Origin of the sequence: Microterricola pindariensis, assembly GCF_002936985.1 — a bacterium.
GTDB lineage: Bacteria > Actinomycetota > Actinomycetes > Actinomycetales > Microbacteriaceae > Microterricola > Microterricola pindariensis.
Map to the genome: position 1 here is coordinate 47605 of NZ_MPZN01000002.1, position 15309 is coordinate 62913.

General features: G+C 68.6%; 10 protein-coding genes. 7 read left to right on the plus strand and 3 right to left on the minus strand.

The window, feature by feature from the left end; all coding sequences use genetic code 11:
- The first annotated feature begins 114 nt into the window (after positions 1 to 114).
- Positions 115 to 5649, plus strand: coding sequence for a beta strand repeat-containing protein (locus GY24_RS00965; protein ID WP_104473945.1), 5535 nt, complete (start codon positions 115 to 117; stop codon positions 5647 to 5649).
- Between the two features lie 91 nt (positions 5650 to 5740).
- Positions 5741 to 6610 carry a pentapeptide repeat-containing protein gene (locus tag GY24_RS00970; protein ID WP_104473946.1) on the plus strand — a complete coding sequence of 290 codons (870 nt, stop codon included), beginning with the start codon at positions 5741 to 5743 and terminating at the stop codon, positions 6608 to 6610.
- A gap of 67 nt (positions 6611 to 6677) precedes the next feature.
- Here the strand turns inward: GY24_RS00970 and GY24_RS00975 are convergent, their stop codons facing one another.
- From GY24_RS00975 to GY24_RS00985, 3 genes are all read right to left on the minus strand, one after another.
- Entirely contained in the window at positions 6678 to 7268 is a 591-nt protein-coding gene (locus GY24_RS00975; protein ID WP_104473947.1) for a nitroreductase family protein, read from the minus strand.
- 171 nt (positions 7269 to 7439) lie between these two features.
- Positions 7440 to 8513 (minus strand): threonine aldolase family protein, encoded by a 1074-nt coding sequence (locus GY24_RS00980; protein ID WP_104473948.1) that lies wholly within the window; start codon positions 8511 to 8513, stop codon positions 7440 to 7442.
- 150 nt (positions 8514 to 8663) lie between these two features.
- Positions 8664 to 9698: a zinc-dependent alcohol dehydrogenase gene (locus tag GY24_RS00985; protein ID WP_104473949.1), complete on the minus strand. Its 1035-nt coding sequence runs from the start codon at positions 9696 to 9698 to the stop codon at positions 8664 to 8666.
- A gap of 349 nt (positions 9699 to 10047) precedes the next feature.
- Here GY24_RS00985 and GY24_RS00990 point away from each other — a divergent pair, with 349 nt between their 5' ends.
- The 5 genes from GY24_RS00990 (at position 10048) to GY24_RS01010 (ending at position 15285) form a co-directional block, all read left to right on the plus strand.
- Positions 10048 to 11148, plus strand: a complete 1101-nt coding sequence (locus GY24_RS00990; RefSeq protein WP_104473950.1) for a sugar ABC transporter substrate-binding protein — start codon at positions 10048 to 10050, stop codon at positions 11146 to 11148.
- 113 nt (positions 11149 to 11261) lie between these two features.
- The gene (locus GY24_RS00995; RefSeq protein ID WP_202972894.1) at positions 11262 to 12230 is read left to right on the plus strand and encodes an ABC transporter permease; all 969 of its coding nucleotides are present in this window, start codon (positions 11262 to 11264) and stop codon (positions 12228 to 12230) included.
- A complete protein-coding gene (locus GY24_RS01000) occupies positions 12230 to 13750 on the plus strand; it encodes a sugar ABC transporter ATP-binding protein (protein ID WP_104473952.1) in 1521 nt (506 codons plus the stop codon). Before GY24_RS00995 ends, GY24_RS01000 begins: the two co-directional genes overlap by 1 nt.
- A 2-nt stretch (positions 13751 to 13752) precedes the next feature.
- The gene (locus GY24_RS01005; RefSeq protein ID WP_104473953.1) at positions 13753 to 14739 is read left to right on the plus strand and encodes an ABC transporter permease; all 987 of its coding nucleotides are present in this window, start codon (positions 13753 to 13755) and stop codon (positions 14737 to 14739) included.
- Positions 14740 to 14769: 30 nt separating this feature from the next.
- On the plus strand, positions 14770 to 15285 hold the full coding sequence (locus GY24_RS01010) for a VOC family protein (RefSeq protein WP_104473954.1): 516 nt from the start codon (positions 14770 to 14772) through the stop codon (positions 15283 to 15285).
- Positions 15286 to 15309 lie beyond the last annotated feature (24 nt).

Consider the following 15309-nt stretch of genomic DNA (forward strand, 5'->3'; position numbering starts at 1 on the left):
GCTCGATCAACCCCCCGGCGCGCGGTCGCGATTGCGACCATCGTCGCACTTGCTCTCGGCGGCGCAGTGGTGGGGGTTGCGGCGCCGGCAGCGGCAGCGGCAGAGGCGTGGACGGTGACGAGCACCTCGGACGCCGGGCTGCCGGCATCCTGCGCCCCCGGATCGACCGTGAAGACCCCGGCTTCCCCGGTCACGCTGCGCGACGCAGTCTGTGCCGCAAACAACCGGGGCAACGATGTCACGACGATCACCCTGCTGGCGGGCGAGTACACGCTTGATGCCGTGAACGGCTCGCTCAAGCTCGGCACCGTCCCCGGCTCGAGAATCACGCTGAAGGGCCCGGCCGACCGCGGCGCGATCATCCGCGGCGACGGCAAGACCTCGGTGCTGGTGCTCGACCCCGGCCTCGTCGGCGGCATCTCGACCACCCTGGACGGCCTCACGATCACCGGCGGCGTTGGCAACGAATTCGGCGGCGGCGGAATCCTCGGCGGCTCCGCCGCTGGTGGGCCGGCCGGCATCCTCACCATCACGAATAGTGCGATCACCGGCAACAAGGCCAACTCAACGGGGAGCGCAACCAATTTGCCGGGCGGCGGCATCCAATTCGTCGGCGGCGCACTCAGCATCTCCGACTCCACGATCAGCGACAACAATTCCGGATCCAGCAGCGGCGGCGGCGTCGCCTACCAGGCGACCGGGGTCGCCGGCGAGAGCTTCATCGTGCGCGACAGCGTGTTCAGCGGCAACTCGCTGACCTCGGGGAACCCCGCAGCGATCGGCGGCGGCGCCATCGAGTTCACCGCCGGTGCCGCCGCCACGGGCTTCACCGCGTCGATCACCGACAGCGACTTCATCGGGAACTCTCTGTCGGCGACTGACGTCCACCCCGCCCGCGGTGCCGCGATCCTGCAGAACAGTGGTGCGCTGAGCGTGCTGCGCAACACGTTCTCCAACAACAAGATCAGCGGGTACGCGACCGGCGCCGGCATTGCGATTCACGTCGCAGGCGGCGCGACCGTGGCCACCTACAACAGCTTCACCGGAAACACCGGGCCAAACGGGGACAGCGTCGTCAACAGCACACTGATACCCGGCAGCACCCCGGTGGCGTTCGCCGCCACCGTCGCCGCCGCCAACAACTGGTGGGGCTGCAACCGGCTCCCCGCTGCGGGGAGCGCCTGTGCCACGGCTTCGGCTGGCGTCACCGTCGAGCCTTCGCTCGCGCTGTCGGTGAGCGCGAATCCCTCGCTGATCGCGCTGGGCAGCTCGACGACGACGCTCACTGCGTCGGTGTTGACCAACTCGGAGGGGAAGTCCGTCTCCGCGGCCGAGCTGCGCGTCTTCACCGGTGCGAGCGTCGCCTGGGATCAGGTTCGCCCCGCCGGAGCCACCCTCTCTGCGCCGGGCACCCCGCTCGTCGCCGGCGTGGCCACGGTCGGATTCGACGCCCACGCGCTGCGCGGGCCGGCATCCGTGACAGCCAGCCTCGACGGCGCCGCGGCCACCGCCGTGTTCGGCATGGCCAAAGCGCCCACGTTCCCCGCGCTGACGGCGCTGGAGGCCACGGTCAACAAGCCCGTGAACGTGACGGTCAGCAGCGACGGCTATCCCGCTGCGGCCATCACGGTCTCCGGCGCCCCGCTGCCGCCCGGTCTGACGCTGCGCGACAACGGCAACGGCACAGCGACGATCAGCGGGACGCCAACGGCCGCCGGCGCGCTCACGACCGAGCTGAAGGCCGAGAACGCCGTGAGCCCGGGGAGCCCGCACACGGCGCCGTACATCGTGAACGTGCGCGAGCCGGTGCTCTTCACCTCTCCCGCTGCCACGACCTTTGAGGTCGGAACCCCCGGCTCGCACACGGTCTCGACAAGCGGGTTCCCGCTGAGCGCGCTCGTGCGTGGCGGCGACCCGCTCCCCGCCGGTGTGACGCTGACCGGCGGCGCGGCCGGGGCGACCGACGCTCTGCTCAGCGGCACCCCTGCCGCGGGCACCGGCGGGCGGTACAACCTCACCCTCGCGCGCAACAACGGGCGCGATCCGAATGTCGTCCAGGGCTTCACCCTCACGGTGAACGAGGCCCCCTCGATCACGAGCTCCGCCACGCAGTCGGCGACCGTCGGCAGCGCGATGAACGCGCGCTTCAGCACGGCGAACGGCTACCCGGCCGACACGGTGCTCTCGCTCAGCGGGGATCTGCCCGCCGGCGTCAGCACGCAGGTCACGGCCGGAAGCGTCACCGGACTGGTCGGGACGCCGGAAGCGGGCGCCGGCCGCATCTACCCGCTGGTGCTGACGGCTGCGAACGCGGCAGGGCTCTCCACCTCGCAGGTCGTCAGCCTCACCGTGAACGAGGCGGCGAGCATCCTCACACCGCCGAGCGACGCCAGCGTCCTGGTCGGCGCCGAGGTCACCCTCACCGTGGTCGTCGGCGGCTACCCTGCCCCGAGCGGCCACTGGCAGCTCTCGCGTGACGGCTCCCTCTGGACAGACCTCGGCGAGACCGGCCGAGCGCTGACGGTCCAGACAACTCAGGCAGACAACGGCGCGCGCTACCGCTACTTCATCAACCCCACACTGGTGAGTGCCGCAGCACAACTCACGGTGGGCACCGGCCCGGCAATCGGGAGCGCGAACGCCGACACCTGGCGAGTGGACGGCAGCGCTCAGGACTTCGAGGTCTTCGCCAGTGGCATCCCGGATGCCGCGATCAGCGTGCTGCCGTTGTCACCGGCGACGGCGCCCAGCTGGTTGAGCATCGGTGCGAGCGCCGGCGGACGGCTGACGATCGCGGGCACACCCCCGGCGGGCTCCGGAGGGAACTACCTCTTCCTGGTCTCTGCAAGCAATGTCTTCGGGACGGCCGCGTCGACGCCGCTGATCCTCACCGTGGAGGAAGCGCCGACCATCACGGCGCCTGCCTCCCTGGTGCTGTCGCGTGGGTCGGCCGTGGCCGGCGCACCCATTGTGGTGGCGAGCGGCGGCTTCCCCGCCTCGGCGTCGCTGGAACTGGATGCCGCGAGCCGGGTCCCCGCCGGCCTCGTCATCAGCCCCGGCCCACGCGGTGACTCGTTCAGCTTCAGCGGCACGCCCACCGCCACCGGCGCTTACCTGTTGAGCTTCACGGCGCGCAACTCCGCTGCCGGGCCGAGCCGGACGGTGACGATCCCCGTGACGGTGACCGCACCGCCCGTCATCAACGCCCCCGCGATCGCGGAGCTCGCGGTCGGCGGGAGCGGCTCGATCGCGGTGACGGTGACCCCCGGGTTCCCCGCAGTGGCGAACCTGAACGTGATCGGGTCACCCGGATTCGCGGTGGAGTCCACTGGCGCCGGCAGCTTCGCGCTGACGGCCGATGCGAGCGTGGGCGCGGGCATCTACAACGTCCAACTGGGTGCAGACAACGGTCTCGGCGTCAGCGCTGTGCACGTCATCCTGGTGACGGTGCGACAGCCCCCTCACATCACCGTGCAGCCCACGGCGCTGACGGCACGGGCCGGCAGCACCGCGACCTTCTCTGCCAGCGCGACTGCCGCTGTGCCGACGACGGGGACGCTGACCGCTCAGTGGCAGCGTTCGGGAGACGGCTTGACCTGGGCCGACGTGCCAGGGGGAACCCTGAACGGCGGCACGGCGAGCCTCGACGTCACTGCCGTGCAGCTGCAGAGCGGCGCCCTGTACCGGGTGGTCTTCACCGACGGGGCGAGCACGCCCAGTGACCCTGCGACGCTCACGGTCGTCACGCCCGCGCAGCTGACCAGCGCAGGCTCCGCAGGCTTTGCGGTCGATGTGGCCGGCCGCTTCACGGTGACGGCGTCCGGGACCCCGACGCCCGCCATCACCGCCACCGGCTTGCCGGCCTGGCTGACCTTCCTCGACAACGGGGACGGCACGGCGACCATCTCCGGAACGCCGCCGATCGGCACGGGCGGTGCGCAGCGCGTCACGCTCAGCGCCAGCAACGGGCACGGCGCTCCCGACACGCAGACGCTGGCTCTGACGGTGACGGAGAAGCCGGCGATCACCTCGCCGGATGCCGCCACCATCGCCGTCGGCGCGGCTGCCTCCGTCGCGGTGACGAGCAGCCCCGGCCACCCGGGCGCCGTCGTGCTGACGCACACCGGCACACTCCCGGCCGGGCTGACGTTCGCCGACAACGGCGATGGCACGGCCGCCTTCACCGGCAGGCCGCAGGCAGGCAGCGGCGGCGACTACCCGCTGACGCTGACCGCACGAAATAGTGCGGGGGCGAGCACCCAGGAGTTCACGCTGACGGTCACCGAGAACCCGGCGATCACCTCGGCGGATGCCGCGTCCATCGAGGTCGGCTCGGCGGCATCCATCGGCGTGACGAGCAGCGCCGGGCACCCGGGTGCGGTCTCGATCGCCCAGTCCGGCGCGCTGCCGGCCGGCGTCACCTTCACCGACAACGGCGACGGCACGGCCGGCTTCACGGGCACGCCCGAGGTCGGCGCCGGCGGCCGCTACGCGCTGACGCTCACGGTGAGCAACGCCACCGGATCGGGCAGCCAGGCGTTCACCCTGACCGTGGCGGAGAAGCCGGCGATCACCTCCCCGGACGCCGCAACGGTCACCGCCGGCACGGCCGCCGCCGTCTCGGTGACCAGCAGCCCCGGCTATTCGGGCCCCGTCGACATCGCGGTGAAGGGCGGACTGCCTTCTGGCATGACGTTCACCGACAACGGCGACGGCACGGCCGCCTTCACCGGCACGCCGAAGGTCGGCAGCGGCGGCGAGTACGCGCTGACGCTGACCGCGAAGAACAAGGCCGGAGCGAGCGCGCAGGCGTTCACCCTCACCGTCCAGGAGGCCCCGGCCTTCCGCAGCAGCTCCGCCGCGGACTTCACCCGCGGCGTCTCAGGCAGCTTCACGGTGGAAGCGGCATCCGGCCACCCGCACGGCGTTGCGCTGAGCCTCGCCGGCGCCCTGCCGGCCGGGCTCGCCTTCGCCGACGCCGGCGACGGAACGGCTGCGATCAGCGGCAGCACCTCGGATGCCGCCGGCGACTACCCGGTGACGCTCACCGCGACGAACGGCGCCGGACTGACGGCGACGCAGACGCTGACGATTCGCCTGGCCGCGGCCGAGGCCGCGACCCCGCCGGGCACCGTTCCCGCTGGCAGCGGCTCCCTCGACGGCGTGCCCGCGAGTGCGGCGCCGGGCGCCAGCCTGAACCTGGTCGCCGCCGGATACGCGCCGGACTCGCCCGTCGTCTTCGTGATCTACTCGGAGCCGACAACACTGGCAACGGTGACCGCGGGCGCCGACGGGATCGCCCGCGCGACCGTCACCCTCCCGCGCGGCCTCACGGGCACGCACTCCATCGTCTCGATCGGAGTCGCCCCGAACGGGGCGGAGCTCATCCTGCGCACCGACATCGTCATCACCTCGGATGCCGGCACCCCGGGCGGGAACCCCGACGGCGGCACGGACGGCGGAACCCCGGGCGGCAAGCCGGCCCCGGGTGTGGGTGGCACGACGGGCCTCTCGTCGAGTGGATTCGAGGGCGGAGGCCTGGCGCTCGGAGCGCTCACCGTGCTTCTGCTCGGCCTCGCCGTGACCGTCGCCGCGACGCTGCGCAGGCGCCGCAGCCGCGAGCTGGCCGAGGCAGCGCAGACGGAGTGATGGCCGCCGTGTGCCGCCGCCGATGAGACGGGCGGCGGCACACGGCAGCGCCACGGGTACAGCCGGCACCCGGCGTCCTAGGCTGGTGGCCATGTCCACCAACGACGGCGGGAACCGAGCCGCAGCCCCGCGGAGCGAGCTCGGCCTGCACGCCGACTGCGGCAGCTGTTTCGCGCTTTGTTGCGTCGCGCTGGCGTACGAGAAGTCGGCGGATTTCCCCGTGAGCAAGCCGGTGGGGGAGCCGTGCCGCAATCTGCAGGACGACTTCCGCTGCGGAATCCATGCGACGCTCCGCCGCGACGGCTGGAAGGGCTGCACCGTCTACGACTGCTTCGGCGCCGGGCAGAAGGTGTCGCAGCTGAGCTTCGGCGGCACCTCCTGGCGGCAGGCGCCCGAGACGCGGCGCGACATGTTCGCCCTGCTGCCGGTGATGCGCCAGCTGCACGAGCTGCTCTGGTACCTGAGCGAGGCGAGCGAGCGGGTGACGGACGCCGTCGGCTCATCGACCGCCGGGCTGCCCGCCGCCCTGCGTACCGCGCTCGCCGAGACCGACGCCGCGACCCGACTGCTGCCCGGCCAGCTGCTGAGCCTCGACGTCGACGCCCACCGGGCGGGCGTGAACACCCTGCTGCTGCGGCTGAGCGAGGCGGTGCGCGCCCGGCATCCGGAGACGAGCAGGGTCGACAACCGCGGCGCCGACCTCCTGGGCGCGAAGCTGCGCGGGGCCGACCTGCGCGGGGCGAGCCTGCGCGGCGCCTGCCTGATCGCGGCCGACCTCCGCGGGGCAGACCTCCGCGACGCCGACCTGATCGGCGCCGACGTGCGCGACGCGCAGCTGGCGGATGCCGACCTCAGCACGGCGTTGTTCCTCGCCCAGACTCAGCTGAACGCCGCCAGCGGCAACGCAGCGACGCGCATCCCCGCATGGCTGGAACGCCCCGCGCACTGGCCGGCGGGCTGACCGCCCCCGCGCCCAGACGACGAAGGGCCCCCGCCGGCGCGGGAGCCCTTCGTCGTCGTGTGCGTGCTTAGTTGTTCAGCAGCACGATCTCGTCGAGGGCGAGGCGCACGCGCGGTGCAACCTCGCGCTCGCGCAGAGCCTCGGGCAGCGCGGCGGCGTCGCCGAGCTTGCCGATGGTCATCACCGAGGTCGGCACGAAGGACTCGGCGAGGTCGAACGCCGCGCTGATCGCTGCGCGGTCGAAGCCGCCCATCTGGTGCACGTGCAGGCCCTCGGCGTGCGCCTGCACGCTGAGGTGCGCGACGGCCTGGCCGAGGTCGTACTGAGCCCACGGCATCGGGTTGCCCTCGGCATCCGCGGTGACCGCGATGTTCACCACGAGGGCGGCGGCGCTGCCGGCCCACATCTGGTTGAAGCCCATGAGGGTGGCGGCGATGGTCTCGAAGGTCTCGGTGCCACGGCGGGCGATGATGAAGCGCCACGGCTGCGTGTTGCTCGCGCTCGGCGCCCAGCGGGCCGCCTCGAACACGCCGGCGAGTGCGCCGGCCTCGAGCACGGCGTCGGGGTCGAAGGCGCGGGGGCTCCAACGCTCGGCGAGAACGTCGAGAACGGGGGCGCTGGTCTGGGCGGTGCGGGGTGCAGATTCGAGCAGAGTCAAGGTATTCCTCACAGTGAAATGACGTGAAAATCAGCCACAACACTGGGGCATCTCGGGGTAGAACGTGAGTGCGCGCCGATCTATTCCACGCAGACGCGATTCTTGCGTGCGGATGCCGGGGCACCGGCATCCGCTCGCAGAGTCAAACGCTTCGCAGGGCCGAGCGGCCCGCTAGCCTGCTGCCAGCTCGCGCGCGATCGCCGCGACGAAGGTGTCGATGTCGGCCTCGGTGGTGTCGAAGCCGGCCATCCAGCGCACCTCGTTCTTGGCGGCGTCCCAGTCGTAGAAGCGGAAGCTCTCGCGCAGTCGGTCGGCGGCGCCGTCCGGCAGCTGGGCGAAGACCGCGTTGGACTGCGTCGGCTGCGAGAAGCTCAGGCCGCTGATCGAGCCGTCGGCGATGCCGGCCTCGAGCGCGCCGCGGAGGCGGGCGGCCATCGCGTTGGCGTGGCTGGCGTTCCGCAGGTACAGGTCGCCCTCCAGCAGCGCGATGAACTGGGCCGAGACGAAGCGCATCTTCGAGGCCAACTGCATGTTCATCTTGCGCAGGTACTTGAGCCCGGTGGATGCCTCGGGGTTCAGCACCACGATGGCCTCACCCATCAGCAGGCCGTTCTTGGTGCCGCCGAAGCTCAGCACGTCGACGCCGGCGTCACGGGTGAAGGCGCGCAGCGGCAGGCCGAGGGCGGCCGCGGCGTTGGAGATGCGGGCGCCGTCCATGTGCAGCTTCATGCCGAGCGAGTGGGTGTGCTCGGCGATCGCGGCGACCTCGTCGGCCGTGTAGGCGGTGCCGAGCTCGGTGGTCTGCGTGATCGAGACGACGGCCGGCTGGGCGCGGTGCTCGTCGCCCCAGCCCCAGGCCTCCTTGTCGATCAGCTCGGGGGTGAGCTTGCCGTCCGGGGCCTCCACGGTGAGCAGCTTGATGCCGCCGATGCGCTCCGGGGCGCCGGCCTCGTCGCTGTGGATGTGCGCGGTGCCCGTGCAGACGACGGCGCCCCAGCGCGGCAGCATCGACTGGATGCCGGTGACGTTGGCGCCCGTGCCGTTGAAGACGGGGAACGCCTCCACACCCTCGCCGAAGTGGTGTGCGAAGACCTGCTGCAGCTTCGCGGTGTACGCGTCGTCGCCGTAGGCCACCTGGTGGCCGCCATTGGCCGCGGCGATGGCCGCCATGATCTCGGGGTGCACGCCCGAGTAGTTGTCCGAGGCGAAGCCGCGCGAGTTCAGGTCATGCAGGGAGTCAGTCACCGCTCTATCCTTGCACCCAGCCGCACGCAGTTTTCGTGCATTCGGCGGTGTTTTCGCGCGCCGGAAGCTGTGCGGTGATCGATACGTCACAACGCTGCGGCGGTGGTGCAGGAGAGCACCACCGCCACAGCGTTCGACTCAGCGCCTGGCCTAGCGGGTGACGAGCACCTTGACCTCAGTGCCCGACGTTGCTGCGGCGAAGGCCTCAGCCGCCTGTTCGAGCGGGAAGGTGTTGCTGATGATGATGTCTGCGGAGACTCCACCCGAGCGGATGATCTCGGTCGCCTCGGCGTAGTCCTCGGCGAGGTAGGTGGCCGCGCCCTGCAATCGAATCTGCTTGTCCTGGATGTCGGGCAGGGGCACGGTGACCGGCTTCTGCGGCACGCCCACGACGACGACGGTTCCGCCCTTGCCCACCATCGCAAACGCGGAGTCCAGAGTGGACTGCACCGAGACGCAGTCGAAGACGAAGTCAGCGGTCTCACCGAAGTAGTCGCGCACGTTCGCACTCAGCTCGGGCGACGACGCGTCGAAGACGGCGTCGGCACCGGCGCGCAGGGCCAGTTCGCGCTTGCTCTCGATCATGTCGGTCATCACTACTGCGCGGGCGCCGCGGTGGCGGGCTGCGGCAAGCACGAGGAGGCCGATTGTGCCGCAGCCGAGCACGACAACCGTCTTGCCCGCGACGTCGCCGGCCAGGCGCAATGCGTGAACGGGCGTTGCGAGAGGCTCGATGATCGCAGCCTGCTCATTGCTGAGCTCGGCCGGAATGATGTGCAGGCGCGAGGCATCGACGGAGAACAGGTCCGCCATTCCGCCCTCGCGGAAGCCGCAGCCGAAGAACTGCAGATTGTCGCAGACGTTCGAGCGCCCGGTCTTGCACATCTTGCAGTCGCCACAGGGCAGGGTCGGCTCGGGGGTCACCCGGTCTCCGACGGCAACGGCGGTGACGGCAGAGCCGACGGCCTCGACTATCCCGACAACCTCGTGCCCCGGGTAGTAGGGGAGCGGCATCATCGGATGGCGACCGTGCAGGGCGTGAGTGTCTGAACCGCACACTCCGGAGACGAGCATCGATACGAGCGCCTCGTGCTCGGCGATCTCAGGAGTGGGCTCCTCGACGATCTCAACGACGTTGATGGCACTGGCGCGGGCACGGCGGCGGCTGCTGGGGATGCTTGTCATTTCTTCCTTCTTCGACTCTGGAGAGGTGAATAACACCTGATCTGTAGTCTAACTACATTCAGGCAAGCGCTAAGGGCGCTCGGATGCCGCAGCGCCATCATTGGCTATTATAGAACGTTCAATCTCGCAACTCAAGCAGCAAAATCGGTGCTGGATTTCTGCGGGAGACGGGCGGCGCGCACTCATCTTTACATTTCAGTAGTTCTGCTACATACTCTCCAGGGGAGCGGATCAGACTTCGATTTCGCACCTGCCTTGCACACACCTCGCTCGCGCCGTGCTCATATCAACGGCGGAATACCGAGCGTGTTCGAACAATCACAAAGTAGTGAAGGAGCATTCGGTACACATGCGCATTCAAAACAATTGGACCAAGCGGGCGCTGGGCATCATGGCGATCTCCGCTCTGACTGTCGGCCTGGCCGCATGCTCGTCGGCCAGCGACGAGCAAAATGTCCCCGGCGGCGGCGCCGAGTCGACCGGTGAGGTTGCACTGGTCCAGGGCATCCGCAGCCTGTCGAACTCCTACCACGCCAACTGGGCGGAGGGCGGTGACCTCTTCGGCGCCTCCATCGGCCAGGACGTCGTGGTGCTCTCGGACGAGGGCGACTCGCAGAAGCAGCTCTCGCTCGTGAAGGGCCTCGCCGCGAAGGGACAGGTGTTCGCGCTGAACATCGACCCCAACACCTCGAGTGACACCGAGGCCATCGTGCGCGCGGTCACCGAGGCCGGCGGTTACGTCGTGACCCAGTGGAACAAGCCGGCCGACCTCAACCCATGGGACGTGAGCGACAACTGGGTTGCCCACATCAGCTTCGACGGCACCGGTAGCGGCACCGAGGTCTCCCAGGCGCTGTTCGACGACATGGGCGGAGAGGGTGGAATCATCGCCATCCAGGGAATCCTCGACAACGTCCCGGCCAAGCAGCGCTTCGCGGGCCTGCAGGCCGCGCTGGAGGCAAACCCCGGCATTGAACTCCTCGACGACCAGACTGCGAACTGGAGCCGCACCGAGGCGCTCGCAGTGACGCAGACCCTGCTCGCCAAGCACGGCGACAAGGTCAAGGGTGTCTGGGCCGCCAATGACGAGATGGCGCTCGGCGCGCTGGAGGCGCTGAAGGCAGCCGGCCTCGCCGGCAAGATCCCGGTGATCGGCTTCGACGCTGTTCCGCAGGCGCTGGAGGAGATCCAGTCCGGTGAGAACCGCTACGTCGCAACCGTGTCGACCGACCCGTGGTGGCAGGGTGCAGCGGGCCTGTCCCTCGCCTACCAGGCGGCATCCGGGGCCATCGATGTGTCGAAGCTGACTCACGAGCAGCGCGCGTTCTACGCGCAGCAGACGGTCGTGACGACAGAGAACGTCACGGACTTCCTGGCCGCCCCGTCGGCCGAGGCGATCCAGGTCGACATTGACGACCCGTTCGCTCGCATCGTCTCCGCCATCAACTAAGACACAGAACCATGGGCGAGGGGGCCGCTCACGGGCGGCCCCCTCTGCACCAGCACTCGTCAATCAGAAGGAAAACGATGTCTCGATCCGATCTCGTTAGCTCCGCGCCGGGCGTGGACCTACGCAAGATCCAGCGGTTGTTTGGAACGGGCGGCCCGCTGGTCGCCCTGGTGGTGCTTGTGGCCTTCTTCAGCCTCGCCAGCAGCACATTCTTCACGTTGGGCAACGGCTCGAGTCTGCTCACGCAGCTCTCCATCCTTCTCGTGGTCGCCATCGGGCTGACCTTCGTGATCATCCTGGGTAGTCTCGACCTCTCGATCGAGGGCGTCATGGCGTCCTCCTCGCTGGTGTTCGTGCTGTTGGCCGCGAACGACCGCAACGATTCCGATCTCGGATTCCTGGCCGTCATCGCCGGCGTGCTCACCGGCTCCCTCTTCGGGCTCTTGAACGGTGTGCTGCACGTGCACCTCAAGATCCCCTCGTTCATGGTCACGCTCGGCACAGGTGCCATCGGCATCGGCATCGCCACGGTCCTCTTCGGCGGCCGTGCGCCACGCCTCATGGACGACTCCCTGCGGGACCTCGGCTTCGGCAGCCTCGGCGGCATCCCGAAACTCGCCATCATCGCGGTTATCGTGCTGACCATTGCGCTGCTCGTTCAACGGTTCACTCGCGTCGGGCGCTACGGATACGCGATCGGTGGCGACGAGCAGGTGATGAAGCTCTCCGGTGTGAACATCAACCGTTACAAGGTCCTGTCGTTCGTGCTGACGGGAACCGCATCCGGCATTGCAGGTGTCATGGCAGCGCTGCAGCTCGGTGTCGGTGACGTCACGATCGGCGGCGGCTACCTCTTCACCGCCATCACCGCCGTCGTGCTCGGCGGAACCGCCCTCGTCGGCGGCATCGGCGGCGTCGGCCGCACGCTGGTCGGGGCAGCAATCATCACCGTTCTCGCGAACGGTCTCATCCTCATCGGAGTCAACCCCTACGTGCAGGTAGCAGTCCAAGGACTCGTCATCGTCCTCGCTGTTGCCGTCACCGGATGGTCGCTCCGCAAGCGAGTTAGGGCGATCAAGTAGTGAATGATGTCGTACTGGAGGTTCGCAACCTTCGCAAAGAATTCCGCGGCGTCGTCGCACTTGACGACATCTCCTTCGAAGTCCGTCGTCACGAAGTGGTCGGGCTGATCGGCGAGAACGGTGCCGGCAAGTCGACGCTGCTCAAGATCCTCTCGGGCGTGTACCAGCCAGACGGCGGCGAAATCCTCCGAATGGGCCAGACCGTTTCGTTCAAGACTGCGGGAGACTCGGCCGCAGCAGGAATCGGCATGGTCCACCAGGAGCAGTCGCTCGTCACCTCGGTGTCCGTCGCAGAGAACATCTTCCTCGGAGAGGAGGGACGCGGGGTCCGCGGTGGAGTGTTCCGCTGGGGTGAGCTGCGGCGCATGGCGCAGGCGCAGCTCGACAAGATCAAGTCGCCCATCTTGCCGAAGGCCAAGGTGGAGTCGCTGACATTCGCCGAGCGACAGATGGTCGAGTTGGCCAAGGCCCTCTCCGTGGAGGAACGGGCTGAGAACGAGCCGGTCATCGTGCTCGATGAGCCCACCAGCGTGCTGGAGGGCGACGAGCTCGAGGTGTTGTTCGAGCAGATCGAACGCCTGCGCAAATTCGCGTCGATCATCTTCGTGTCGCACCGCCTCGACGAGGTGCTACGCATCTCCGACCGTGTCTACGTTTTCAAAGACGGTCAGCAGGTCGCCGTGCGCAATCGCAACGAGGTGGACACTGACGAGCTGCACCGCCTGATGGTCGGTCGCGAGAGCACCTCGGAGTTCTACCACGAGGGTGCTCAGCTCTCCGTCGAGGGCAACCCTGTACTGCTGGAGGTCTCCGGCCTGTCCAAGCACAAGGCGTTCGAAGATGTCAGCTTCGCCCTTCGAGCCGGTGAGGTCGTTGGCATCGCGGGCGTCCTCGGATCCGGCCGGGAGGAGCTCAGCCGTGTTCTGTTCGGTGCGGAGCCGTTCTCCAGCGGCACGATCGAGCTCGACGGCCGCGGGCTCCCCCTGCGCTCACCCGTCGAGGCCGTGAAGGTCGGCATCGGCTATATTCCGGCCGAGCGTCGAATCGAGGGCGTTGCCCAGGGCATGTCCGTGCAGGAGAACATCTTCCTCGCCGACCCGTCGACGGTCAGTCGCGGCCCGTTCCTGGATGCGCGCAAGGCCGCCGCTGAGGCCGACCGCTGGGTGAAAGGCCTCAAGATCAAGACGCCGAACAGGCAGACGGATGTTGCGAACCTTTCCGGTGGCAACCAGCAGAAGGTTGTGCTGGCGAAGTGGTTGAGCTCACCGCGACTGCGAGTGCTCATCCTGGACCACCCGACCCGTGGGCTCGACGTGGGGGCCAAAGAAGATGTGTACCGATTCATCCGGGAGCTGTGCGCGCGTGGGATCGGGGTGGTCCTGCTCGCGGACACCCTCGAGGAGACCATTGCGCTCAGCCACACCATCCTCGTGATGCGTGACGGTGTTGTACAGAATCGTTTCGATGCGCACCCCGGCAACAAGCCGAAGCCCGTCGACCTCGTGGAAGGAATGGTCTGATCATGACCGCACAGACCGAGCCCATGGCCACACGCTGGTTGGGCGATTCCTCTCTCAAGGACCGCCTGATTGCGGCTCTCCCGCTCATCGTGCTCATCGCACTGGTGGCCGTGGTGAGCGCGCAACAGCCCAACTTCCTGGGCATGTCAAACGTGCGTGGCCTTCTCGAGGGACTCGCACCCATCCTGTTGCTCGCAATCGGGCAGACCTTCGTGATCCTGACCGGAGGCATCGACCTCTCGTTCGCCGTCGTCTCCTCGCTCAGCACCGTGCTCCTCGCACTCTGGCTGCCCGAGATCGGCCCCGTCGCCGTCGTGCTCGTTCCGCTGATCACGCTCGGGACAGGTCTGCTGACCGGAATCGTCGTCGCGGTCGCGCAGGTCCCCTCGTTCATCGTGACGCTGGGCGCGATGGGGCTCTGGTCCGGTGTCGCCCTGACGCTGTCCTCCGCCTCGACGATTCGCATCTCCGAGGGTTACCAGGCCATCGGGTGGATCACTGACATGCGCATCGCCGGCCTCCCGGTGTCGGCATTGATCGCGATCGCGCTCGCGGTCATCGCCGCCGTGGCGTTCAAGACGCTGAGCCGTGGCCGCACCCTGCACGCGATGGGGCTCGCCGAGAAGGCGCTGCTTATGTCCGGCAACTCCACCCGGATGATCCGGATCGCCGCATTCGGAATGTGCGGCCTGTTCTCAGGGCTGGCCGGGCTCGTGCTTGCCTCGAGTCAATACTCCGGTGGGCCGACCCTGGGCGACACGCTGATGCTCCCCGCGATTGCGGCGGTCGTCATCGGCGGAAACGCCATCACCGGTGGTGTTGGCGGCCCGATGAAGACCCTGGTCGGTGCGCTGATCATCATCGTGCTCCGCGTCGGACTCAGCGCGATCGGCGTTCCAGCCGCATACGAGCAGATCGTCTACGGCGCGATCATTGTCGGCGCGGTCGTCCTCACGATCGACCGGTCACGCCTCGGCATCGTGAAATAGCCGCCACACGAGAAACAGTAGGAGAAGCAGATGAAGAACCCCAGACTGATCGACCACATCGGTGTCCTCGTCGAGAACCTCGAAGAGGCGATCGTGAAGTGGGAGGCTGCGACGGGCTACACCTTCAGCCCGATCGGACGCTACCGCACGGACCGCTACCGTGACCACAGCAACATGGAGCCGCACGAGCACGATGCACGCATCGCGTTCTCGCACCAGGGCCCCCCGTTCATCGAGCTCATGGAGTTCCACGGAGCGGGGACCCACTCGGCCACGGAGGGCGAGGGGTTCCACCACTTCGGGTTCCTCGACTACCCGGACGCCCACGAGAAGATGGCCGAGATGGAGGCGATCGGATTCCGTCGCGATGGCGAGTCGCTCGATGAGAATGGGCGCACCATCCTGTGGTTCACCGACAAGCGTGACCTGAACGGCATCCGCCTGGAGTACGTCAGCACCACGCCCCAGCCCGTGGTGGCCGACGACGGCGGCGAGTTGGCCGCTCCACTCGTGCAGCTGCCCGCAGGCTGGACCGATCAGGACTGAGCAGCTCGGCGCGGGCCGGTGACG